This is a genomic window from Pseudomonas sp. GM41(2012) (assembly GCF_000282315.2).
Lineage (GTDB): Bacteria > Pseudomonadota > Gammaproteobacteria > Pseudomonadales > Pseudomonadaceae > Aquipseudomonas.
The window spans coordinates 283946-305421 of sequence record NZ_AKJN02000002.1; the positions used below are offsets into that span (position 1 = coordinate 283946).

At 56.8% G+C, this 21476-nt stretch carries 25 protein-coding genes, 1 tRNA gene and 1 pseudogene; 14 read left to right on the plus strand and 13 right to left on the minus strand.

Features of this window, described 5'->3' with window-relative positions; genetic code table 11:
* Nucleotides 1-139 precede the first annotated feature (139 nt).
* The 6 genes and pseudogenes from PMI27_RS27650 to vapC all read left to right on the plus strand — a co-directional run bounded on the left by PMI27_RS27650 (nt 140) and on the right by vapC (nt 3975).
* Nucleotides 140-1199, plus strand: a pseudogene (locus tag PMI27_RS27650) (PDDEXK nuclease domain-containing protein).
* Between the two features lie 69 nt (nt 1200-1268).
* Nucleotides 1269-2243 (plus strand): alpha/beta hydrolase family protein, encoded by a 975-nt coding sequence (locus tag PMI27_RS27645; RefSeq protein WP_008149398.1) that lies wholly within the window; start codon nt 1269-1271, stop codon nt 2241-2243.
* Nucleotides 2244-2280: 37 nt separating this feature from the next.
* Nucleotides 2281-2697, plus strand: coding sequence for a hypothetical protein (locus PMI27_RS27640; RefSeq protein WP_008149396.1), 417 nt, complete (start codon nt 2281-2283; stop codon nt 2695-2697).
* A gap of 5 nt (nt 2698-2702) precedes the next feature.
* On the plus strand, nt 2703-3155 hold the full coding sequence (locus PMI27_RS27635; RefSeq protein WP_008149393.1) for a hypothetical protein: 453 nt from the start codon (nt 2703-2705) through the stop codon (nt 3153-3155).
* 182 nt (nt 3156-3337) lie between these two features.
* Nucleotides 3338-3568, plus strand: a complete 231-nt coding sequence (vapB, locus tag PMI27_RS27630; RefSeq protein WP_008149391.1) for a type II toxin-antitoxin system VapB family antitoxin — start codon at nt 3338-3340, stop codon at nt 3566-3568.
* On the plus strand, nt 3568-3975 hold the full coding sequence (gene vapC, locus PMI27_RS27625) for a type II toxin-antitoxin system tRNA(fMet)-specific endonuclease VapC (protein ID WP_008149388.1): 408 nt from the start codon (nt 3568-3570) through the stop codon (nt 3973-3975). Before vapB ends, vapC begins: the two co-directional genes overlap by 1 nt.
* A gap of 82 nt (nt 3976-4057) precedes the next feature.
* Here vapC and PMI27_RS27620 read toward each other — a convergent pair whose 3' ends face one another.
* Both PMI27_RS27620 and gabP read right to left on the minus strand, forming a co-directional pair.
* The gene (locus tag PMI27_RS27620) at nt 4058-4384 is read right to left on the minus strand and encodes a hypothetical protein (RefSeq protein WP_008149386.1); all 327 of its coding nucleotides are present in this window, start codon (nt 4382-4384) and stop codon (nt 4058-4060) included.
* Nucleotides 4385-4764: 380 nt separating this feature from the next.
* Nucleotides 4765-6156 carry a GABA permease gene (gabP, locus tag PMI27_RS27615; RefSeq protein WP_008149383.1) on the minus strand — a complete coding sequence of 464 codons (1392 nt, stop codon included), beginning with the start codon at nt 6154-6156 and terminating at the stop codon, nt 4765-4767.
* 562 nt (nt 6157-6718) lie between these two features.
* Here gabP and PMI27_RS27610 point away from each other — a divergent pair.
* From PMI27_RS27610 to PMI27_RS0229005, 6 genes are all read left to right on the plus strand, one after another.
* A complete protein-coding gene (locus tag PMI27_RS27610) occupies nt 6719-7492 on the plus strand; it encodes an ABC transporter ATP-binding protein (protein WP_007897462.1) in 774 nt (257 codons plus the stop codon).
* A gap of 13 nt (nt 7493-7505) precedes the next feature.
* The gene (locus tag PMI27_RS27605; RefSeq protein ID WP_008149381.1) at nt 7506-8252 is read left to right on the plus strand and encodes an ABC transporter substrate-binding protein; all 747 of its coding nucleotides are present in this window, start codon (nt 7506-7508) and stop codon (nt 8250-8252) included.
* A gap of 78 nt (nt 8253-8330) precedes the next feature.
* A complete protein-coding gene (locus PMI27_RS27600) occupies nt 8331-9026 on the plus strand; it encodes an ABC transporter permease (RefSeq protein ID WP_008149380.1) in 696 nt (231 codons plus the stop codon).
* Nucleotides 9023-9712: an ABC transporter permease gene (locus PMI27_RS27595; RefSeq protein WP_008149378.1), complete on the plus strand. Its 690-nt coding sequence runs from the start codon at nt 9023-9025 to the stop codon at nt 9710-9712. The genes PMI27_RS27600 and PMI27_RS27595 overlap by 4 nt, the downstream gene beginning before the upstream one ends.
* A complete protein-coding gene (locus tag PMI27_RS27590; RefSeq protein ID WP_008149376.1) occupies nt 9693-10922 on the plus strand; it encodes a methyltransferase in 1230 nt (409 codons plus the stop codon). The genes PMI27_RS27595 and PMI27_RS27590 overlap by 20 nt, the downstream gene beginning before the upstream one ends.
* A gap of 544 nt (nt 10923-11466) precedes the next feature.
* Nucleotides 11467-11542 (plus strand) — tRNA-Thr (locus PMI27_RS0229005).
* Between the two features lie 284 nt (nt 11543-11826).
* Here the strand turns inward: PMI27_RS0229005 and PMI27_RS27585 are convergent.
* The 6 genes from PMI27_RS27585 to PMI27_RS27560 all read right to left on the minus strand — a co-directional run bounded on the left by PMI27_RS27585 (nt 11827) and on the right by PMI27_RS27560 (nt 15281).
* On the minus strand, nt 11827-12183 hold the full coding sequence (locus PMI27_RS27585; protein ID WP_238545875.1) for a hypothetical protein: 357 nt from the start codon (nt 12181-12183) through the stop codon (nt 11827-11829).
* On the minus strand, nt 12149-12547 hold the full coding sequence (locus PMI27_RS27580) for a carboxymuconolactone decarboxylase family protein (RefSeq protein ID WP_008149373.1): 399 nt from the start codon (nt 12545-12547) through the stop codon (nt 12149-12151). Before PMI27_RS27580 ends, PMI27_RS27585 begins: the two co-directional genes overlap by 35 nt.
* 200 nt (nt 12548-12747) lie before the next feature.
* A complete protein-coding gene (locus PMI27_RS27575; RefSeq protein WP_008149370.1) occupies nt 12748-13590 on the minus strand; it encodes an oxidoreductase in 843 nt (280 codons plus the stop codon).
* A 62-nt stretch (nt 13591-13652) separates the two neighbouring features.
* On the minus strand, nt 13653-14363 hold the full coding sequence (locus PMI27_RS27570) for an SDR family NAD(P)-dependent oxidoreductase (RefSeq protein WP_008149368.1): 711 nt from the start codon (nt 14361-14363) through the stop codon (nt 13653-13655).
* 43 nt (nt 14364-14406) lie between these two features.
* Nucleotides 14407-15063 carry a DsbA family oxidoreductase gene (locus PMI27_RS27565; RefSeq protein WP_008149367.1) on the minus strand — a complete coding sequence of 219 codons (657 nt, stop codon included), beginning with the start codon at nt 15061-15063 and terminating at the stop codon, nt 14407-14409.
* Nucleotides 15060-15281, minus strand: a complete 222-nt coding sequence (locus PMI27_RS27560; RefSeq protein ID WP_008149366.1) for a tautomerase family protein — start codon at nt 15279-15281, stop codon at nt 15060-15062. The genes PMI27_RS27565 and PMI27_RS27560 overlap by 4 nt, the downstream gene beginning before the upstream one ends.
* A 220-nt stretch (nt 15282-15501) precedes the next feature.
* On the opposite strand from PMI27_RS27560, the gene PMI27_RS27555 reads away from it, so the two are divergent.
* Both PMI27_RS27555 and PMI27_RS27550 read left to right on the plus strand, forming a co-directional pair.
* The gene (locus tag PMI27_RS27555) at nt 15502-15825 is read left to right on the plus strand and encodes a helix-turn-helix domain-containing protein (RefSeq protein WP_008149365.1); all 324 of its coding nucleotides are present in this window, start codon (nt 15502-15504) and stop codon (nt 15823-15825) included.
* A 310-nt stretch (nt 15826-16135) separates the two neighbouring features.
* Nucleotides 16136-16429, plus strand: coding sequence for a DUF3077 domain-containing protein (locus tag PMI27_RS27550; protein ID WP_008149364.1), 294 nt, complete (start codon nt 16136-16138; stop codon nt 16427-16429).
* 63 nt (nt 16430-16492) lie between these two features.
* Here the strand turns inward: PMI27_RS27550 and fic are convergent, their stop codons facing one another.
* From fic to PMI27_RS27525, 5 genes are all read right to left on the minus strand, one after another.
* Nucleotides 16493-17617, minus strand: a complete 1125-nt coding sequence (fic, locus tag PMI27_RS27545) for a protein adenylyltransferase Fic (protein WP_008149363.1) — start codon at nt 17615-17617, stop codon at nt 16493-16495.
* Nucleotides 17618-17849: 232 nt separating this feature from the next.
* Complete coding sequence (locus PMI27_RS27540) at nt 17850-18527, minus strand: RES family NAD+ phosphorylase (RefSeq protein WP_008149362.1); 678 nt, start codon at nt 18525-18527, stop codon at nt 17850-17852.
* Nucleotides 18527-18937 carry an MbcA/ParS/Xre antitoxin family protein gene (locus PMI27_RS27535; RefSeq protein ID WP_008149361.1) on the minus strand — a complete coding sequence of 137 codons (411 nt, stop codon included), beginning with the start codon at nt 18935-18937 and terminating at the stop codon, nt 18527-18529. Before PMI27_RS27535 ends, PMI27_RS27540 begins: the two co-directional genes overlap by 1 nt.
* Before the next feature lie 245 nt (nt 18938-19182).
* On the minus strand, nt 19183-20466 hold the full coding sequence (locus PMI27_RS27530) for an OprD family porin (protein WP_008149359.1): 1284 nt from the start codon (nt 20464-20466) through the stop codon (nt 19183-19185).
* Nucleotides 20467-20719: 253 nt separating this feature from the next.
* Nucleotides 20720-21391, minus strand: a complete 672-nt coding sequence (locus PMI27_RS27525) for a DsbA family protein (RefSeq protein ID WP_008149357.1) — start codon at nt 21389-21391, stop codon at nt 20720-20722.
* Nucleotides 21392-21476: the final 85 nt, after the last annotated feature.

Consider the following 21476-nt stretch of genomic DNA (forward strand, 5'->3'; position numbering starts at 1 on the left):
CTCAAACGCAGATTGCCGTCGGCGTGATCCCGCAAAACCAGTCCGACTTTCCTTCCGGTTTACCAGACGCGCCCGGCATCGCTGACCGACCCACACCTGCAATCCTCTTCTGCCTGTTCATCCAGCTGCGGAAGACTTCATGAGCGCACTCAAACCCGATAACACCCAAGACCCGCAACTCGCCTCACTGCTTGGCAATCTTGGCGAATTGATCCGCCAGGCACGGCAGAAGATGCTACGTGCGGTCGATACCGTCCAGGTGCAAAACCTGCTGGCAAATCGGACGGCATATTGTGGAGTTCGAGCAGGAAGGGGCTCGGCGGGCAGGTTATGGCAAGCAGTTGCTGTTGACGCTGGCAAAAGTACTGACCGCGGAGTTCGGAAAGGGCTTTGATGAGACTAACTTGCGAAAAATGCGCTTGTTTTATCAGACGTTTCCAATTCGAGACGCACTGCGTCCCGAATTGAGCTGGACGCACTACCGCAGACTGCTGCGAGTCGACAGTGACACGGCACGAAAATGGTATATGGACGAATCTGCCAACCAAAACTGGTCAAGCCGCGCGCTGGAACGCCAGATAAGCACGCTCTATTACGAGCGACTGCTGATGAGTCGGGACAAGCTTACCGTCATGAAAGAAGCCGCTACTAACATCCATGCGATGAACGACAGCCCTCGAGAATTCATCCGGGATCCCGTGATGCTGGAATTTCTCGGCCTGCCCAACGCAGGAGTTGTTCTGGAAACCGAACTTGAACAAGCACTCATCGAGCAACTTCAAGGCTTCCTGCTTGAGCTGGGCAAAGGTTTCGCTTTCGTTGCCCGCCAACAACGCATAAATACCGAAGGTAGAGACTTCTACATCGATCTGGTGTTCTACAACTACCTTCTCAAATGCTTCGTCATCTTCGATCTCAAACGAGGCGAATTAACTCATCAGGATGTCGGGCAGATGGACATGTATGTACGCATGTATGACGACCTCAAGCGCAACGATGAGGACGGGCCGACCGTTGGCATCATCCTTTGTGCGCAAAAAAACGAGTCAGTGGTGCGCTACTCGATGTTGCAGGGCAACGAACAACTTTTCGCCAGCAAGTACAAGCTAGTGCTGCCGAGCGAGGAGGAGCTTCGGGCGGAACTGGATCGAGAGCGGGCGGCAATTGAAGAGAGACTGCTCGACCAGTTACCCGGATAAACACCGATGGATTGTTCATAAGCTGCGCGAAGACTATCGTTGGCAGCTACCCGCAAAGGTCCGACGCCGATGAATTTGCAGGACATGCCCTCACTGGCACCCACTCAAACCGAGTTGCCACCGCGAACATCTACGGCAGGCGAACCGTTCAAGGAGCCCGCCGCAGACGGCTACAGCCTCGGCGGTTTTACCTGGAGGCACCCCCGTCAAGACGCTACCCGCCCGGTCGTCATCATCAACGCCGCCACCTCCGTCCGCTGCCGCCATTACTCGCGCTTCGCCGATTACCTGTTCGCCAACGGCTTCGACGTGATCACTTACGACTACCGTGGCATCGGCGAATCGCGACTCGCGTCGTTGAAAGGGCTTCGGGCTTCATGGTCAGATTGGGGCGCGCTGGACTTTGAGGCGATGCTCAAGCGCGCTCAGCGTGAATTCCCCGAGCAACCCATCGATGTTGTAGGCCACAGCTTTGGAGGCTGTGCAGCGGGCCTGGGAGCCTCCGGGCATATGATTCGACGTCTGGTGACCGTCGGTGCGCAATTCGCTTACTGGCGCGATTACGCGCCCGCTCATCGCTGGCGGATGTTCGGCAAGTGGCATCTGGTGATGCCGTTGATGACATTGCTTTGCGGCTACTTCCCCGGCAAACGTCTCGGCTGGCTAGAGGACACGCCCGCCGGCGTGGTTCGCGACTGGAGCATGCCCACCGCGCACTACGAGAAACGCCCCAGCGGTCGCGTCCTTCACGCAAAGTCCGGGCGACTGCCCTTCTCATCCGTCACCGCACAAAACCTGGCCATCAGCATCAGCGACGATCCTTACGGCACGATTCCAGCCATCGAGCGGCTGCTGGGTTACTTCACCAACAGCACGAATGTCCACTTGCGAATCGGCCCCGAAGACATCGGCGAACAAGAAGTCGGACATTTCGCCTTTTTTCGTAGCCCATACCAAGCCACACTATGGCCCATTGCATTGTCCTGGTTGCAGACCGGCAAACTGGCCCCCGACACACCTGGGCGGCTAGTGCCACGCAACTGACTGATGCGCCTACTCAACGGAATACGGAACGACGCCCATGGCATCCGCCAACAAGCAGAACAAACGCGCCACTCGCGCCAAAGCCAAGGCCAAGCAGAACCGCACCCAACGGGCCGCCGCGCCGGTCGAGCTGGACCCGAACGACGATCGCATCGACTTCGAATCGGTGGACCTGACCGACCTGTTCAAAGAAATGATCGACGCGCAAAAGATCAGCCAGCAAGCCATGTGCAAGGCCTTTCTTGAACACCCGTTGCTCGCGCTGGTGCTGGAGCAGGAAGGCGAAGAAACAGCGACAGACTTTATCGTCGCCGCGCTGATCGAATATCGCCAATGGTCCACCGAAGTGGACGAAGCCGGCGCACTGGCGTGGATCGAATCCCCGGCCTTCCAGGCTGACTACGTGGCGGCGTCCGACGCCATCGCGGCCCAAACACAATCGAAAGCGAACTGAATTTAATGGCCTCCCTGAACAAGCAACAGAAACGCGCCAAACGCGCCAAGATCAAAGCCAAGCAAATCAACATCCACGGCCGCAAACCCGCCACGCCGGACGATGACCTGGGCGAAATCGGCGAGCCGATCCCGGAATACACCCTGGCGATGTTCAGCAAAATGCACGACGCAGAAGCCACCAGCCGCAACGACATGCTGCTGACCTTGCTGTCGAACCTCGCCGGAATCATCAGTGACCATCCAGAACTGCTGGACATGGAAAACGCCGACAACGAAGCCATGGCCGCCACTCACCTGGCCGCCGACATGCTGATCGATTACCGCATGTGGGCCGACGGCATGGACCGCGACACCGCCCAAGCCTGGCTGACGGATCCGCAGTTCATCACTGACTTCGGTACGGCGCTCGACAGCTATCGCGAGTCGCTGGATGCTCAGGAAGAAAAGGCCGAGTAAACACTCGCCTCAGAAACAAAAACGGCCGCTTGTCATCACTGACAGCGGCCGTTTTTTTGTGGAAACCGTTCCCAAAGGATCTGCCCCTACCTCTCGTCAGTGAAAAGGTATATCCCATTGACATATCCCCCTTTAAATCTATTCTTTGGACTCACAACACACCAAAAAAACGGAGGCCAAAAATGGAACAGACCACCCTTTTCATGAGTAATCGAAGCCAGGCTGTCCGGCTTCCGAAAGCTGTGGCCATGCCAAGCGATGTGAAACGAGTCAACGTAGTCGCCATCGGCAGGGCTCGCATCATCACCCCGGCGGACGAAACTTGGGATAGCTGGTTCGATGGAGATGGCGTAAGCGCAGACTTTATGACTGATCGCGACCAACCCTTCGAGCAGGAGCGTGAGTCGTTCTAATGATCAAGTTCATGCTCGATACCAACATCTGCATCTTCACCATCAAAAACAAACCGCAAATCGTAAGAGAAGCTTTCAACCTTCACGACGGGCAGTTGTGCATCAGTGCAGTCACGCTGATGGAATTGATCTACGGTGCCGAAAAATCTGCGACTCCCGAAAAGAATCTGGCGGTGGTCGAGAGCTTCGCAGCACGGCTTGAGGTTTTGCCATTCGACAACGAAGCGGCCGCGCACACAGGAATGATTCGGTCAGAGTTGGCAAGGGCAGGAACACCCATTGGCCCTTACGACTATATGATTGCGGGACATGCCCGTTCACGTGGGCTCATTGTTGTAACGAATAACCTGCGCGAGTTCGAACGGGTCCCAGGACTACGTGTAGAAGACTGGGTTCACCCCACTTGAGTTGGAAATAGCCTACAAAACAAAAAACGGCCGCTTGTCATCACTGACAGCGGCCGTTTTTTTGCAACCTTCAAACCAACAATCAGGCAGCAACACCTTCCAGACGCGGGATATCAAAGCCAAGCTTGGCGCTGGCATAGCCCAGTTCGCCTTTGGCGATGGACTGAGCCTTGTAGCCGGAATTGATCAGGTCCTTCACGTACAGCTTGTTGTAGATGAACATGAACACGAGGTTGCTGAGGCTGAACGTGAAGCAGGCCACCACGAACATGATCGCTGCCCACTTGAAGTCGCCACGGAACAAGGCCGGGAAAAAGCCAAAGAAAAATACGGTCCACGAGAAGCCGATTGGCGCTTCTTTCATGGCACCGGTATTCGGGTTTTTGAACACAACCGATGTAAACGCCATGCCTGTCTCCTTGATGCCCCAATGGGTTGGCTGAATGGCCGGGCTAGCTCCATGCAGCGCTGATCTGTTCTACCGCTTGAACGGCAGGCACACGCAAATGCATCTGTGAACACACCGCAGATGAAGGAGCAGGCAAGAAAGGGTCGGGGGCTTTTAGCCGGGAAGGCTGAGGGCGTCGAGCAGTCCGTGTCCTGAAACTCCATCGCATCCCGTAACAGCGGGATACACATTCGGCGCAAAGGCTACTATCTCGCCATCATCGTGTCTATCCGCTTGCTAACCAATCAAGCACCTGAATGAAAGGCAAAAAAAACGACCGCGATCATCTCTGATGGCGGTCGTTTCGGTGCCTCAACATCAATTGGCTTGCGTCAGATCATTCAGCGCGCCAACGCTGCACTCAGCTTCTCGTTGTGACGACGACGCGCTACCAGCACGCCTGCAGCTACCACCAACAGCGCCAGCAGGCCGGTCGCGAGAATCTCTACGCGATGCGCTTCCTGGAACAGCATGATGGTCAGGGCTGCCACGATGAAAATGATCACCGCGTAGGTCAGGCCCGGGAACAGCCACATGCTGAAGGCGATTTTCTCACCGCGAGCCATGCGCTGTTTACGCATACGCAGTTGCGAAATGGCGATTACCAGGTACACCAGCAGCGCGATGGCGCCGGAGCTGGCCAGCAGGAATTCGAACACGGCGGCCGGGGCCACGTAGTTGGCGAAAACCGCGAGGAACGCAGCGCCGGTGGAGAGCATGACGGCCCAGTACGGCGTGCCGCTCTTGTTGGTGCGCTGGGAAACGGCCGGTGCATCACCGCGCTTGCCCAGAGAGAACATCATGCGCGAGGCAGTGTACAGCGCCGAGTTCAGGCAGCTGGTCACAGCAACCAGTACCACGATGTCGACGATCAGCTTGGCATTCGGGATGCCCATGCGCTCAAGCACGGTTTGGTAGGAGCCGACGGCTGCCAGTACCGGGTCGTTCCATGGCACCAGGGCCACAACGATGAAGATCGACACGAGGTAGAACAAGCCAATCCGCCAGATCACCGAGTTGGTGGCCTTGGAGATTTGCTGGCCAGGGTTCTTCGATTCCGCGGCCGCGATGGTCACGATCTCGGTGCCCATGAAGGAAAACATGGTAGTCAGGATCGCGCCCAACACTGCGCCCATGCCGTTTGGCAGGAAGCCCTGGGTGTCGAACAGGTGCGAAACGCCGCTGACCTGACTGGTCGGCAGGAAGCCGAAGATCGCCAGAATGCCGAGGCCGATGAAGCCGATGATCGCCACGACTTTGACCAGGGCGAACCAGAATTCGAATTCACCGTAGTTCTTCACGCTGAACAGGTTCGTCACCGTCAGCAGCAAAGTGATGATCAAGGTGAAGGCCCAGATCGCCACATTCGGGAACCAGGCGTGCAGGATGGTCGCGGCGGCGTTGGCTTCCAGCGGAATCACCAACACCCAGAACCACCAGTAGAGCCAGCCGATGGTGAAACCGGCCCAGTGACCGATCGCGCGATCGGCGTACGTCGAGAAGGAGCCTGTGTCCGGCGAAGCCACGGCCATTTCGCCGAGCATGCGCATCACCAGCACCACCAGCATGCCGGCGGCAGCGTAGGCCAACAGAACGGCCGGGCCTGCAGCGGCGATGGCGTGGCCGGAGCCGACGAACAGGCCGGCACCGATAACCCCGGCGATCGACAGCATGGTCACATGACGCGGTTTGAGCCCCTGTTCGAGGCCATTGGAGCTTGGGGTACTGCTCATTGAAACTACCTTTGTAAGGAAAAGCGATTACGTCCACCCGGTGTGGCGTTCCTTCTCGTAAAAAGAAACCAACGGGGCGTTCCGTATTCTGCACGCAATAATTGCGCCAAAATGTTACAGAACGCCCAAGGATGGGGCTCTCCGCCAGACCGGACAGTTATCGCAAGTCATTGAGATTAATGGCAATTCGCCAGAGCGTTACCCTGCGACCCACTTTAAGAACGAAACGGCGCACCAGAAACACACCCAAAAATATAGCGACGCACAATAAAAGTGCGGTTCAGGAACGTTTGGCCGGTTAGCGCTTCCAACCCCCCGCCAAAGCTGGCAACATCGCGCCCTTTTTTGGAACAGCCCCAGCCTTTTTATCGACAGGCAGGGTTCAAACGGCTGTTCGGTTGATAGCAGCGCGACAGTCTGCTGTACCGATGCGACAACCTGCCACAGGCCACCCGTTTACCGCCCGTAGCGCTGTTGGCTGCCATTCAGACGCTATGCTAGCTTGGCCGCCTCGCCAGGAAGGCCGCCAACAGCAGGAGCGAAATACTTATGAGGAACGCACATGGCTGAGGCCACGCCCGCGCTTGAAATCCGCAACTTGCACAAACGCTACGGACAGCTTGAGGTGCTCAAAGGCATCTCGCTGACCGCCCGCGACGGCGACGTGATCTCGATCCTGGGTTCTTCCGGTTCCGGCAAGTCCACCTTCCTTCGCTGCATCAACCTGTTGGAAAACCCGCATCAGGGACAAATCCTGGTGGCCGGCGAAGAACTCAAGCTCAAAGCCGCCAAGAACGGCGAACTGGTCGCAGCCGACGGCAAGCAGATCAATCGCCTGCGCAGCGAGATCGGTTTTGTGTTTCAAAACTTTAATCTCTGGCCGCACATGAGCGTGCTCGACAACATCATCGAAGCGCCGCGCCGCGTACTTGGCCAGAGCAAGGCCGAGGCCATCGAAGTCGCAGAAGCCTTGCTGGCCAAGGTCGGCATCGCTGACAAACGCCACGCCTACCCGGCGCAACTCTCCGGCGGCCAGCAACAACGCGCGGCCATTGCCCGCACGTTGGCGATGCAGCCCAAGGTGATCCTGTTCGACGAGCCCACCTCCGCCCTTGACCCGGAAATGGTCCAGGAAGTACTTAATGTCATCCGCGCATTGGCCGAAGAAGGCCGCACCATGCTGCTGGTCACCCATGAAATGGGCTTCGCCCGTCAGGTTTCCAGCGAGGTGGTGTTCCTCCACCAGGGCCTGGTAGAAGAGCAAGGATCGCCACAGCAGGTGTTCGAAAACCCGCTTTCGGCGCGCTGCAAACAATTCATGTCCAGCAACCGCTAACGGAGCTACCCGCATGCAGAACTACAAAAAAATCTTCCTGGCCGCTGCCGTCACCCTGGCCTTCAGCGCCGGTGCCGCCGCCGAGACCTTGAAGATGGGCATCGAAGCGGCCTACCCACCGTTCAACAACAAAGATGCCAGTGGCAATGTCGTCGGCTTCGACAAAGAAATCGGCGACGCCCTGTGCGCCAAGATGAAAGTCGAATGCACCGTGGTTACGTCCGACTGGGACGGCATCATTCCGGCCCTGAACGCCAAGAAGTTCGACTTCCTGATCTCCTCGATGTCGATCACCGACGAGCGCAAGCAAGCGGTGGACTTCACCGACCCGTACTACTCCAACAAGCTGCAATTCATCGCACCGAAAAACGTCGATTTCAAAACCGACAAGGCTTCCCTGCAAGGCAAAGTGATCGGTGCACAACGTGCGACCCTCGCTGGCACCTGGCTGGAAGACAACATGGAAGGCGTTGAAATCAAACTCTACGACACCCAGGAAAACGCCTACCTCGACCTGACCTCCGGTCGTCTGGACGGCATCCTGGCGGACAAGTACGTCAACTACGAGTGGCTGAAAAGCGACGCCGGCCGTTCTTATGAGTTCAAAGGCGACCCGGTGGAAGAAAGCGACAAGATCGGTATCGCTGTACGTAAAGGCGATGAGATTCGTACGAAGCTGAACGCCGCACTGAAAGAAATCGTCGCTGATGGCACCTACAAAAAGATCAACGACAAGTACTTCCCGTTCAGCATCTATTGATTCTGACCTGCCGGGCCGGCGCCGTTATTTGACGGCGCCAGTCCTTGGCATTGCCTGCCGCGATTTGAAAAGAAATCCATGACTATCGATCTCTACGGATTCGGCCCGGCGCTCGCCGCTGGCGCGCTGATGACTGTGAAACTGGCACTCTCGGCCTTGTGCCTGGGGCTGGTGCTCGGTCTGCTCGGCGCCTTGGCCAAGACTTCCCCGTACAAGCCGCTGCAATGGCTTGGCGGCACTTATTCAACCCTGGTTCGCGGCATCCCTGAATTGCTCTGGGTGCTGTTGATCTACTTCGGCACGGTCAACCTGATGCGTGCCCTGGGCGAGTTCTTCGGCAACCCCGACCTCGAACTCAATGCCTTCGCCGCTGGCGTGATTGCGCTGGGGCTGTGCTTCGGCGCCTACGCCACGGAAGTGTTTCGTGGTGCAATTTTGGCTATCCCCAAAGGTCACCGCGAAGCGGGTGTGGCGTTGGGCCTGTCGAAATTCCGTATCTTCACCAAACTGATCATGCCGCAGATGTGGCGCATCGCCCTGCCTGGGCTGGGCAACCTGTTCATGATCCTGATGAAAGACACTGCACTGGTGTCGGTCATCGGCCTGGAAGAAATCATGCGTCACGCGCAAATCGGCGTGACCGTGTCCAAGCAGCCGTTCACCTTTTATATGGTGGCCGCGTTCATGTACCTGGGCCTGACGGTTCTCGCCATGACCGGCATGCACTTCATGGAAAAACGCGCCGCTCGCGGCTTCGCGAGGAGCACCCAATGAACTGGGAAGTCATCATCAAGTGGCTGCCGAAACTGGCTCAGGGCGCGACACTGACCCTGGAACTGGTGGCCATCGCCGTGATCGCCGGTTTGCTGCTGGCGATTCCGCTGGGCATCGCGCGCTCGTCACGACTCTGGTACGTGCGGGCATTCCCCTACGGCTACATCTTCTTTTTCCGTGGTACGCCGTTGCTGGTTCAGCTGTTCCTGGTCTACTACGGGCTGGCGCAGTTCGACGCGATCCGCAACAGCTCGATGTGGCCGTACCTGCGCGATCCGTTCTGGTGCGCCACGGCGACCATGACCTTGCACACCGCGGCCTACATCGCCGAAATCCTGCGCGGCTCAATCCAGGCGATTCCAAAGGGCGAGATTGAAGCTGCCCGGGCGCTGGGCATGTCCCGGGCCAAAGCGATGTTCTACATTATCCTGCCCCGCGCAGCCCGCATCGGCCTGCCGGCCTACAGCAACGAAGTCATCCTGATGCTCAAGGCCAGCGCCCTGGCCAGCACCGTGACCTTGCTGGAACTGACCGGCATGGCCCGCACCATCATTGCCCGGACCTACCTGCCGATTGAAATCTTCTTCGCCGCGGGCATGTTCTATCTGTTGATGGCCTACGTGCTGGTTCGCGGCTTCAAGCTGCTGGAGCGCTGGCTGCGCGTCGATGCCTGCCAAGGGCGTTGATTCCCACGTGCTGACGGGCGAGGCCCTACTCGCCCGCTTCACGGCGCTGGATGCTTTTCTGATCGAGCATCAGGCGTTATGGAAGCCTCGTCCGTTTACTCATCTGCGGCTTCCGTGGGAAACGTCCTACCCAGAGTTGTCTGTATGGCTACGCGGCAGGTCATTGGACGATGCGGAAAATGCTCATAACCAACCTGCTCTTCTGGAGGCGCCGGAGCCATTCGCTTCACTGGCGGCGCTTTCCCTTGAGCTGAGCGCTGTAGGTGAATTGCCGCCTCATGCACTCGATGTAGCTGGCCATCGGCTGAATGTCGATGTGCCGGGGCGCAAGTGGCAGCAGATCGAGGCGTTTGCCAGTCGGCTGGAATTTTCTGAGGCGCCGATGCATTGGCTGGATTGGTGTTCAGGCAAAGGACATCTGGGGCGACGCCTGTTACAAACCGGTCAGCAGCTCACTTGCCTGGAATATGACCCGGCGCTGGTCGCCAGTGGCCAGGCACTCAGTCAGCGTCATCATTTGCATGCGCTTCACGTCGAGCAAGACGTGCTCGCGTCCGGTGCTGCCTCTTTATTGAAGGCTGACCACACGCCAGTAGCGCTGCACGCCTGCGGTGATCTTCATGTGCGGCTGATGCAACTCGCGAGCGCCACCGGTTGCAAGCAGCTGGCCATCGCCCCTTGCTGCTATAACCGGATCAGTGTGAGCGAGTATCAGACGCTCTCCTCTGCGGGTATGCGATCCGACCTACAACTATCGCTCGAAGATCTCTCTCTGCCGATGAACGAAACCGTCACCGCCGGCGCTCGCGTCCGACGTCAGCGTGACACTTCCATGGCCCGACGCCTGGGTTTCGACCTGCTGCAACGGCAACTGCGCGGCGTTGACGAGTACCTGCCCACCCCTTCGCTGCCCAGTGCCTGGCTGGATAAATCCTTTGCCGATTACTGCCATCATTTGGCCGCGCTTAAAGAGTTATCCACAATCGAACCGCAAGATTGGCCAGCGCTCGAAGCTACCGGTTGGCAACGACTGGCCGAAGTACGCAATCTCGAGCTAGTGCGCGGACTTTTCCGACGCCCTTTGGAGCTTTGGCTGGTACTCGATCGAGCCCTTTTCCTCTCCGAGCAGGGGTATGCGGTTCGCCTCGGCACCTTCTGCGAAACCTCGCTTACACCGCGTAATTTCCTGATCCTGGCTGAGCGCCCTTAAAACGCCTCAGCCTGTGGATAACTCTGGGGATGAAATTATCGTGGATCCAATATATACGGCTGTTTCGGGGCAGAAACACAACTGTTCAATTTTCGTACACCTGTAAAAAAAGCGGGAAAACAGGTATTTGCGAGCAAATGAGAACGGGTCCACAAATTTGCCTCTAAGCAGGTGCGGTACAGATCCCGTTGTGCATAAGCATTAAGGCAAAACAACATAACGACCTGCGAAACCTCAACTATCTTTGCCAAACGCCATATTTTCCTGCGTTCAAACAGCAAGTCCGTTCGGCAACCTGCTGGTGTACCTCGGAGGCGTCGAGAACCTGCCCCCGTTCTACACGCAAAGCGTGCAAGTGGCGCCCGCGCAAGTGCTGAGTGAGGACCTGATCAACGCGGTTAAAAACGGCGTGTAAGGGGCTAAAGCAATTGCACCGGTCGGCCCCGCAGAAGCATCCGCGGGGCCAGCTTGACGCCTGCGCAAAAATAGTCTGAATTCAGGGGTTTACAGAACCAACCCAATCGCTATAATCGTCGCCCAACACGCCGGTATAGCTCAGTTGGTAGAGCAACTGACTTGTAATCAGTAGGTCCCGGGTTCGACTCCTGGTGCCGGCACCATACAAAACAAAGCCCTCGTAGTAATACGAGGGCTTTGTTGTTTCTGGGGTTGGAGAATCTGCTTCTACCCGACCTTGATAGCCCCCCCAAATTCGCCTGCGCACCCTGCCGTTACACATTCGCTTCAGCGTGACGTTGACGAGCGACTGCACCCACCTGAAACACACGCCAAGCCTAGGTTGACGTAATCAGCATGCTCAAATCGTGCGGAGCTTTTTTGCTCAAAACCAGGGGATAAACGACGGCTTCCATTTGGGAAAATAAAGTTTTCCCTTTTCCACTTCTCAGAGGCCATTGCTCCCAGATGCTGCTCCTACCTGGGGCCCTTTGCCGAACAAGGGGGCGGTTTCCACTTCCAGCATCAGCAACACCATTTCCGTCAACTCGGCGTCGGACTTCTGTCCCGCATAGAGGTCATGGAGTGCTTTGGCGAAGGGAATGCGCAGGTCTTGGCTTTCTTCGCGGGCGGTATCACTGAATTGCATTAGTTCGGTGATGGCTCGCAGCACAGCCGCTTGCCACCGAGCGGTGGTCCTGGGACCATCGCTGGTGATTGCAATCAACTTATCCTTCGTCAGCTGGCGAAGGACTGGTTCCCGCAACGGCTTAAGCGGCTTTGGGTTGCGAGTGATCTTTGACATATCGGACGATACTCAGCGTCTCCTGCCGGAACTGCTCGTAGTCGATCTGCTGGGCGTTAATAAAGGTGCTGCCCATCATGGTCAGCGCGCCCATAAAGCTGGCTTCGGAAATTTCCTCGTCGCTCGCGCCAAACAAGCGCGCGGCTTCGGTATGGAACAGGGCGCAATACTTACAACGAGTCGCCCCAGACACCGCCAGACCTATCAACTCCTTGTACTTATTAGGAATCTTGGTATCCGCCAGCCAGAAATCCCGGGCTACGCCCCAGAATCCGATCGCTCCGCCTTCCGGCATCTGCTTAATCCACTCCGGTACCTGACCCAGGGTCTGTTCAATTTCCCGATAGGTATCATGAATAGCCATTTGACACCTCCTTACCTCTATAGAGACATCTGCTACGCAGATACAACTAGTTTAGTTCGCTGGCGGCCATGCCCGGAGTAAAAAGGGGGACGGATCTATTATTCCGTCTGGTGCCGGCACCCTACAAAACAAAGCCCTCGTAGAAATACGAGGGCTTTGTTGTTTCCGGGGTTTGAGTTCCTATACCCCGAGGGTTTCGATCAGTCGAATTCCGTCGATTCCGAAAGGTGCTCCCAAGCGTCGATTTCCGCCTGAAGATGCGCAATCTTTTCGCGCACCAGCCTCACAGCATCCTTCCCCAGCAACAGATGAACCGGCGGCTTTTGCGCAGCCACCAGGGTCAACAATGCCTGCGCCGCTTTGTGCGGATCGCCGGCCTGCTTGCCACTTTTTTCTTCACGCGCCTTGCGGACTGGATCGAACACCGCGTTGTATTCACCCAATGTGCGACCCGAACGGATCATCGAGCGGCCTGCCCATTCGGTCCGAAACGAGCCCGGCGCCATGGCGGTCACGTGGATGCCCAGACTTTCCACTTCTTTGGCCAGCGCTTCACTCACGCCTTCGAGGGCGAATTTGCTGCCGCTGTAGTAGGCGATACCCGGCAAGGTGATGAAGCCGGCCATGGAGGTGATGTTGACGATATGCCCGCTGCGCCGCTCACGCATACCGGGCAGAACCGCCTTGATCATTGCCACTGCGCCAAACACATTGACGTCGAACTGACGCTGCAGCTCAGTCAGAGGTGACTCTTCGAGGATGCCCTCATGACCATAACCGGCGTTGTTCACCAACACATCGATCTGGCCCACCTCGCGCAGAATATCGGCCACCAGCGGCTCAATCGCCGGAAAATCGGTGACATCGAGCACGAACGCTTTGGCGCGATGAGCATCCAGCGCTTCGAACGCAGCACGCTCGGATTCGCGCCGCACCGTCCCCACCACCGTGTGCCCCGCCGCCAGCGCTGCTTGCGAAAAAGCCAGGCCGAAGCCTGAACTGACTCCGGTAATCAGGAAAACCTTGTGAACGTCGATGGTCATGGTGTGCTCTCCAATGAAAACGCCGTCGACATTGATCGACGGCGTTGTGGACAGGTCAGGTCTTAGTGACCGGCGCTCTGACCACCATCAACGTGCAGGATCTCGCCGGTGACAAAGTTGGCACTGTCCAGATACACAACCGCCTGCGCGATGTCGCTGATCTCGCCCATATGCCCGACCGGGTGCAGATTCCCCAGCGCTTCATGAGTTTCTTCACCATGCATTGGCGTCTTGATGATGCCCGGGGAAACCGCATTCACCCGAATCCCGCGCTTGGCGTATTCAATGGCCAAGGACTTGGTTGCCGCGTTCAAACCACCTTTGGTCAACGAAGCCAGTACCGACGGCACACCGTCGATGGCGTGGTCCACCAGGCTGGTGGTGATGTTGACGACGTGGCCGCTGCCTTGTTTTTCCATCTCGGTGATCGCGAGTTGGGTGATGTAGAAGAAACCGTTCAGGTTCACCGACAGCACCGCGGCATAGTCTTCTTGGGTGTAAGCGGTGAACGGCTTGGCAACGAAGATCCCGGCGTTGTTGACCAGGGTGTCGATGCGGCCAAAACGTGCGATGGCTTCACGGATGACTTGCTGGGCGACTTCCGGGTTGCCGATGTCACCTGCCACGGTGAGGATGTCCGGGTCGGTGGACGGTTTGATCGAACGCGAAGTGGCGACAACTTTGTAATCCAGATCACGGAAAGCTTTGACCATGCCTGCGCCGAGACCTTGGGAGGCGCCAGTAATTACGATGACTTTTTTCGAATTGCTCATGATGAACCTCAACTAATAAATGATGGTTTGAAAAAGTAAGTAATCAGGCTTCGGCGGGGGCCTTCGCCATTTGTTTCAACATCTGTTCGTAGTACTCGACCGACTGCGAACCGGACACCAGGTGACGACCGTTCAGCACCATGGCCGGAACCGAATTGATGCCGCGCTGGCGGTAAAACTCTTCAAGCTCACGCACTTCTTTGGCGAACGCGCCGGACGCCAACACCTCTTGAGCAGCCGCCACATCCAGTCCCGCTTCAGCAGCCAGGCCAACCAGCGTCTCGCGATCGCTCGGGTTCCGGCCGTCGGTGAAATAAGCGCGCAGCAGGATTTTCTTCAGTGCGACCTGCCGCCCTTCCTGCAACGCCCACATCAACAACCGGTGAGCATCAAAGGTGTTGTAGAAGTGCGTACGCTTCTCCAGATCGAACTTGAAACCGATGGCCGCGCCGCGTTCGATCTGCATCGCTTTGCCAGCGGCGACGTCTTCGGCGGTTCGTCCATATTTGCGCATCAAATGCTCAACCGCTTTTTCGCCGACTGCCGGCATGTCCGGGTTCAACTCGAAGGGCTTGTAGGTCAGTTCCACCGAGACTTCACCCGCCACGTTCTCGATCGCCTGCTCCAACGCCGTAGCGCCTAAGGCGCACCACGGGCACACCACGTCGGAGACGAAATCGATGGAGACGGTCGCGGTCATGACTTCCCCTCCGCCTCAGCCAGCTGCTTGCGGTACTGGGTGGTGGTGATGCCGGCGTAGCCCCAGTTATCGGTGTCGACTTCTTCGATCACGATGTGGGTCAGGTGCGGATCCTTGTTGAGGACGCGTTGCAGGGTTTCTGTGATTTCGGCGATCACCTGAGCTTTCTGCTCAGAGGTAACGCCATCGCGGGTGATGCGTACGCTTACGAAAGGCATGAGGAATCTCCAGTGACCTTCCCTTCGGAATGAATGGGTCGGCGTTGGAGTTCAATGTATGGGGTTGGCTGGAGGGGATAAAGGTGGGGGCGGGAACATCATTAGTTACGTGGTGTAATGAGTTTTGTCTCGCAGGCACAATACGTTTGCATAAAAAACGATCAATCGACTAGCCTGCACGTATCGCAAATTTTAGATAACTCAAAGGAGGGAGACGTTGATGGCAGTTCAATTTTTCGACAGCCCATTTCATGCCACGCATGACAGCGAAGTCGCTAGCAAAAAAGCGTTGAAGATGGAGCTATCGCTCTTCATCACTGACTACATCAAAACCTTGGGCCTCAAACAAAGTGAGGCTGCTGCCAGATTGAACGTGACCCAATCACGCGTCTCAGAACTCACCACTGGCAAGATCGAGAAATTTACGATCGATGCAATGATGGACATGCTGGATAAACTCGGCTTTCGAACGGCTTTTACCTTGCCGTCCAACGATGCCGGGGCTTTGCCTCAGATCGTCATTTCACAAGCTAACGCCTGCTAGACGTTGTGCGATTTTGCAGTAGGACTCAGCCCCTTCTGATGTATGAAAATTATGGCTGCCCATAATTATTGCCCAGCCATAAAAGTCAAAAAACCTTCAAACCACGCCACCACCTAGCCACGATTGCGCATCCTCCCCCCTCCAGCTACCTTCAACCCGTCACTGCCAATTCAGTGACCGGGCCTGAGAACTCGAATTCGATGCAGAAACCAACCGGAGTTCTCCTTATGCATGCCCGCAATCTATTCAAAATTTTCGCTACCGCTACACCGGGTCACGCCCACCACCGCCCAAAAACCGGAGGTGCCCAATGACCAACCCCCAAGACCTGAAAACCATCGGCCTCACCCCTTTCTCCTACCACGCCAACCAACCGCTGTTCCGCATCAACGCCGGTGTTCCGGTCATCCAGGCCCTCTCACACGCCTCCGACCGGCTCCACATCGCCAAACTTCTCGCATCTGACGCCGCCATGGTTCGTGACACCGACCGGCATGCCTGGGCGTCGCATTTTTTGCAGGATATGAGTAAGGCGATCATCGATGACGTAGCGAAGGTGCTCGATGCACCGGGTAACAACAAAGCCAGTAACGTCGTGTCATAAACAAATCGCACACAAGAAAAAGCCCCGATCAATCGGGGCTTTTTGCGTTTCGACTCACACACATTAACCTGCGTAATGCTTGAATTCGTTGCTGTCGCGAATGAGTAATTGCATCAGTTTCGGATGAATAAAAAGCTTCTCCTTACCCACCTGAACCTCTTCCAAAACTCCAATCATCACCAGCTCTTTCAGGTGACGAGACGCAGCCTGGCGCTGAGCAATTTTCTTCTCGACGACGTTGCTGATACGACAGTAGGGCTGCTCAAAAATGACATCGACCAGTTCACGCGTATAGGTCTTCGGCAGTTGTTCACGAACAAACTGAGTGGTGTGTTCGGACAATGCACGAATGGCTGCAATCTTTGCCGTCGTCCAGCGAGCGGTTTCTTCTACAGCGCTTAGCATGAACAACAACCATGGTTCCCAAGCCTGTTTAGTCGTGACTTCCAGTAAGTGTCGGTAGTAGTCGGCTCGGTAGGCAATGATGTAGCGGCTGAGATAGAGGATAGGTAGGTTCAACAGGCCTTCCTGAATCAAAAACAAAGTATTTATGACCCGTCCGGTGCGGCCGTTACCATCGATAAATGGATGGATTGCCTCAAATTGATAATGCCCGACTGCCATACGAACGAGGGGATCGAGATCGGTTTCGTTGTGCAGAAAGCGTTCCCAGTTGGCGAGAAGGTTACGCAAGTGATCCTCACCCTCGGGCGGGGTGTAGATGACTTCGCCGGTACGGTCATTCGCGAGCTGTGTGCCTGGCGTGCGGCGGATGTCCAACTTCACGCCTTTTAGCGTGCGGCAAATTTCTACAGCAGTGTTGGTGGACAGCGGCCGCTCCGTCAGGGATTGAAAGCCTTGATTCAGTGCTGTTCGATAACGTAACGCTTCCTTGGTCGCCGGATCCGCATGGTTTTCAGTGTCTTGAGCATGCTGGAACAATAAGTCCGTGGTGGTGACGATGCTTTCTATTTCCGAACTGTCTTTTGCTTCCAGCAACGGAATTGTATTGATCAGGACCGTCTGATTCGGAATCAACTCTGCGGCCTGTTTCAACTCGGCCAACGCGGTACGTGCCTTAATACATTTTTTGAGGACGGCACGTGTTTCCAGCTCGATTCCTGGTGGTAGCAGCAGCAGTTGGTTGTATGGCCTGTCAGCCTGCCATGGCAGCAACGGTTCGGTCATGAATGCGATCCTGATCATCTTGTATGTTTTTTTGAGCAGAGAGAGGCTTTACTCATGTCGCCAGTGTAGACATGAGGCCATAACGTGTCGCAATTTTTCACTTTTTGCGACACGTCTGAGAAACGTGTCGCCGCGGACGACATGTTGGCGACACGTGTTACGGAAATTGAATTTTCGCGACATGACCTCGTTTGGAATTTCCCTAATCAATCGGGGCTTTTTAGTTTCCGGCTCACACCTCGCTGACCTCAAACACGAACGAAATCTTGCGACTGCTCGCACTCCACACATATCGAATGTGCTTGCCCTGCTTCGGAATAGACACGGCCGGCGGACGAAAAGCAGCAACACATTCATGCCCAGCCAACCGGACGCTGTTGTAAAGCAGCCCCCACGACAAGGTTTCACGCAGTTGCCGGGCGAAGGCTTGTGACGGCCCGTAAGCGTCAGGATCCGGGTTGTGCAGTTCGGGGTAGTGTTGGCGAACGTCGTGCATCGGTTTGACGACTTTGTTGACGTAGGTGCGCAGGGTCAACTCGATGTCGGGCTCGTTGGTTGCGGCGAGGAAGCGTTCCTGGTGATAGCTCGTTTCAGCGATGGCGGCGGCCTGGCTGCTGGCGGCGTAGTAGACGCCGTAGGTGCCGTCGGTGAAGCGGCTGGTTTTGCCGATGTGGGTGAACGCGGCCATGACCGGTGATGAGCCGGGGCCGGAGATTCGGTCTTCGGGGAGCACGCGGGAGAGCACGCCGGCTTCTTGCACCAACCGGTCGTTGGTCAGGGCTTCCAGGGCGTAGGCGGTTTGCAGGTCTTCGGGGTCGAGCACGTCCTCAAACAGGGTGATCGGGGGAAACGCGCTGTTGATCATCCGGTAAGCACGGTTCCACTCGGGGAGCACGACTTGCGGGGCCATCAGCCGCGGACGCCATCGAGGTAGCGACGCACGTCAGCGATGTCCACCACCCGGCCGGCGAGCATATAGCTCAACGCGGATTGACCATTGAACGGGGCGGCGGTGTTCGGACTGCTGACCCATTTGTAGGCGCGGTCGCGGTTATTGCTGAAGATGATGCTCAGGGCTTTATGGATGCCCATCAGGTAGGAGATGCGCTCCAGAGTGTCGTGAGGGAGACGCACATTAGGCGGCAGGTGTTTGTATTTATAGAAGGTGGTGTTGCCGACTTTGCCGAGTAGCGTGCGCTGTTCTTCGGCGGTGCAGCCCCAACGCTCCATCAGGTTGAAGAAGAACTTGAGCGCCACGCGGCCGGCTTCCGGGGTGTTGAGCTCTTGGGGAGCTGTGCGGACGGGGGATGAAGTGGCCATTGGATGGACTCCTTCGGGCAAAGGGATGTGCCTTCAGAGTAGTACAGTTCCGAACATACTTTAATTTTTTGTTCGCTTACGGATTATCTAAGGCTTTTCGACGATCACGGTTTCCACGCGATGGAAAATCCAGGCTCGCCCGGTGGCGCAAGCCAGAGCTCTTCTGCGCCCACAAAAAAGCCCCGAACCAGCCGGGGCTTCTCCTTTCTCAGCCTTGCATCAGGCCTCGATAGCGCAACCGATCATCAGAAAATGTTGATCGGGTAATCCACGAACACACGCACTTCATTACCGCTGGAGTTGTACTCACTCGATTTCTGCGAGACACGCAGGATCGAGCTGCGCAGTTTCACGCTCAGGTCTTTGGCCGGGCCGCTTTGCACGACGTACTTGAACTGGTTGAAGATTTCGCGCTCGGTGCCGCCTTCGCTGGTGGAGGTGGTGATGTTGTCGCCGCGCACGTAGGCGAAGTTGTAGCTCAGGCCTGGAACACCGAAGGTGCTGAAGTCCAGGCCGTAGCCCAGCTGCCAGCTGCGTTCGTCTTCGGCGTTGAAGTCGGACCAGTAGGAGTTCGCCAGGTAGATGGTGTTGCCGCCGTCGCCGACGCGACCTTGATCCTTCTGGTAGCCGCCGTAGGCATAGCCCAGGTTGCTGTCGCCGGTGCTGCGCTGGTGGGCGAGCGTGAACGAGTGCGCGCCGGTGGCGAATGTGGCGGCCAGGCTCCAGATTTTGTTGTCGTCGCCGGTCGCACCGCTTTCGCGAACGTAGGAATCGTCCAGTTTGGTGCGGTAGCCGTTGAAGTCCAGGGTCAGGGACTGATCCTTGTCGATCGGGAACACGTAGTTGGCGTTCACGTATTGCTTCTTCAACACGTCTTCGACGTCGGAGGCGTACAGCGCAGCCTTGAACTGTTCGGTGAACTGGTAACTACCGCCCAACACGTTGATCGACTTCAAGCCGCCGCTGTCATGGCCTTCAGCGCTTTTGCGCGATTCGGCGGTGAAGCGACCGGCGTTCAGCTCCAGGCCTTTGATCTCCTTGGAGGTGATCAGCGTGCCGGTGTAGCTTTCCGGCAGCAGACGCCCGTTGTCGTAGCTCAACACCGGCAGGACTGGCATCTGGTCGCCGTAGGTCAGGACAGTGCTGGATACGCGGAATTTTACCGCGCCGCCGGCTTTGGCCAGGTCGCCGGCCGGGTTACCGCTGTCGCCTTCCTTGAAGAAGTCGATGCCTTGGCCGCCACTGTGGCTACCACGGTCCAGACGCAAGGCGTACAGACCGAAGGCATCAACGCCTACGCCGACGGTACCTTGGGTGAAGCCCGAGGTGTAGGTGCCGATGGCAGCCTGACCCCATTCACGCTGGTCGTCGTTGCCGTCTTTTTTGTCGCGATTGATGTAGGCATTGCGCAGCAGCACTTTGAGGCTGCTGTCTTCAACAAAACCCTTGGATTCGGCCTGGTCGTTAGCCATGACCTGTGTAGCACTCAACATCCCCAGAGCGATCAGGCTGATTCGCTTGTTCAACATTTTGTTCTTTTCCTTATGATCGGTTGATACGCGCTGTGTCGAACGGCTGAAACGGCACTATCGCGCTCTTTTTTCACCCCAAACAAAAAGGCCCGCGCACGAAGAAATCGTGGCGGGCCTTTTAGTTATTTTATGAGTCGTGGCGGTTAGCCACAGGCGTGGGGCGAATCCTAGCCGCGCCCTTAACGATGTGTCAATTTCATGAATCGTCTGTAAATAGGCGAAAAACGTCTAAGAAAACACTTGTCGCGCGTCAATGGGCGCAGCCGTCGAGGCCACAGGCTTGAAGCGCCGATGAGGCCCCTTGTGCGGGAAGCGACTGACTCAGCCATGCCGCGAAGGCTTGCGGCTTGCCGAGCCACGGGCCGATATCGATCAGGGTAAATTGGCCGTTGCGCTCAAGGACGAACGTCGGGAAACCCTGACCGCCGACTTCGGCCAGCAATGCTCGACTGTCCTTGATGTGGCGATCGGTTTCAGCTTCTTTGAAAGCAGCCTGGAACGCTTGAGATTCCAGACCGATGTCTTTCGCGAGTTCTAACAACACCGCTTCATCGGCAATGCGTTGACCTTCCTCGTAGTGAGCACTCTGCAAACGCCCCAGCAACTCCAGTCCTCGGCCGGCGATCTGCTCGGCTGCCAGCACCGCGGCAATCGGTGGTGCGGAATCGAACACCGCTGTCTCATCGCGCAGCAATCCTTCGAAATACGCCTCGCCGAACGGCTGGCCGGTGTACTCGGCAATGCGACGGTCGTGGGGCATCACGTAGTTGCGCAGTTGTGGCGAGACGGTCTGGCGGTTGGCGCCAGTCATCATGCCGCCACCGTGGGCGATCACTGACAACACCGCCTGAGCGGCTTGCACCAGCGGTTTTGCGCCATAGCACCAGCCGCATAACGGGTCGTAAATGTAGTGAAGGATCATGGGAAGACTCCGGCAAAGGCGTAGGAAAACGAGATGCCGGCAGATTAGTCCTCCGCCCGTTTCTGAAAAACGCTGGAATGGCTTT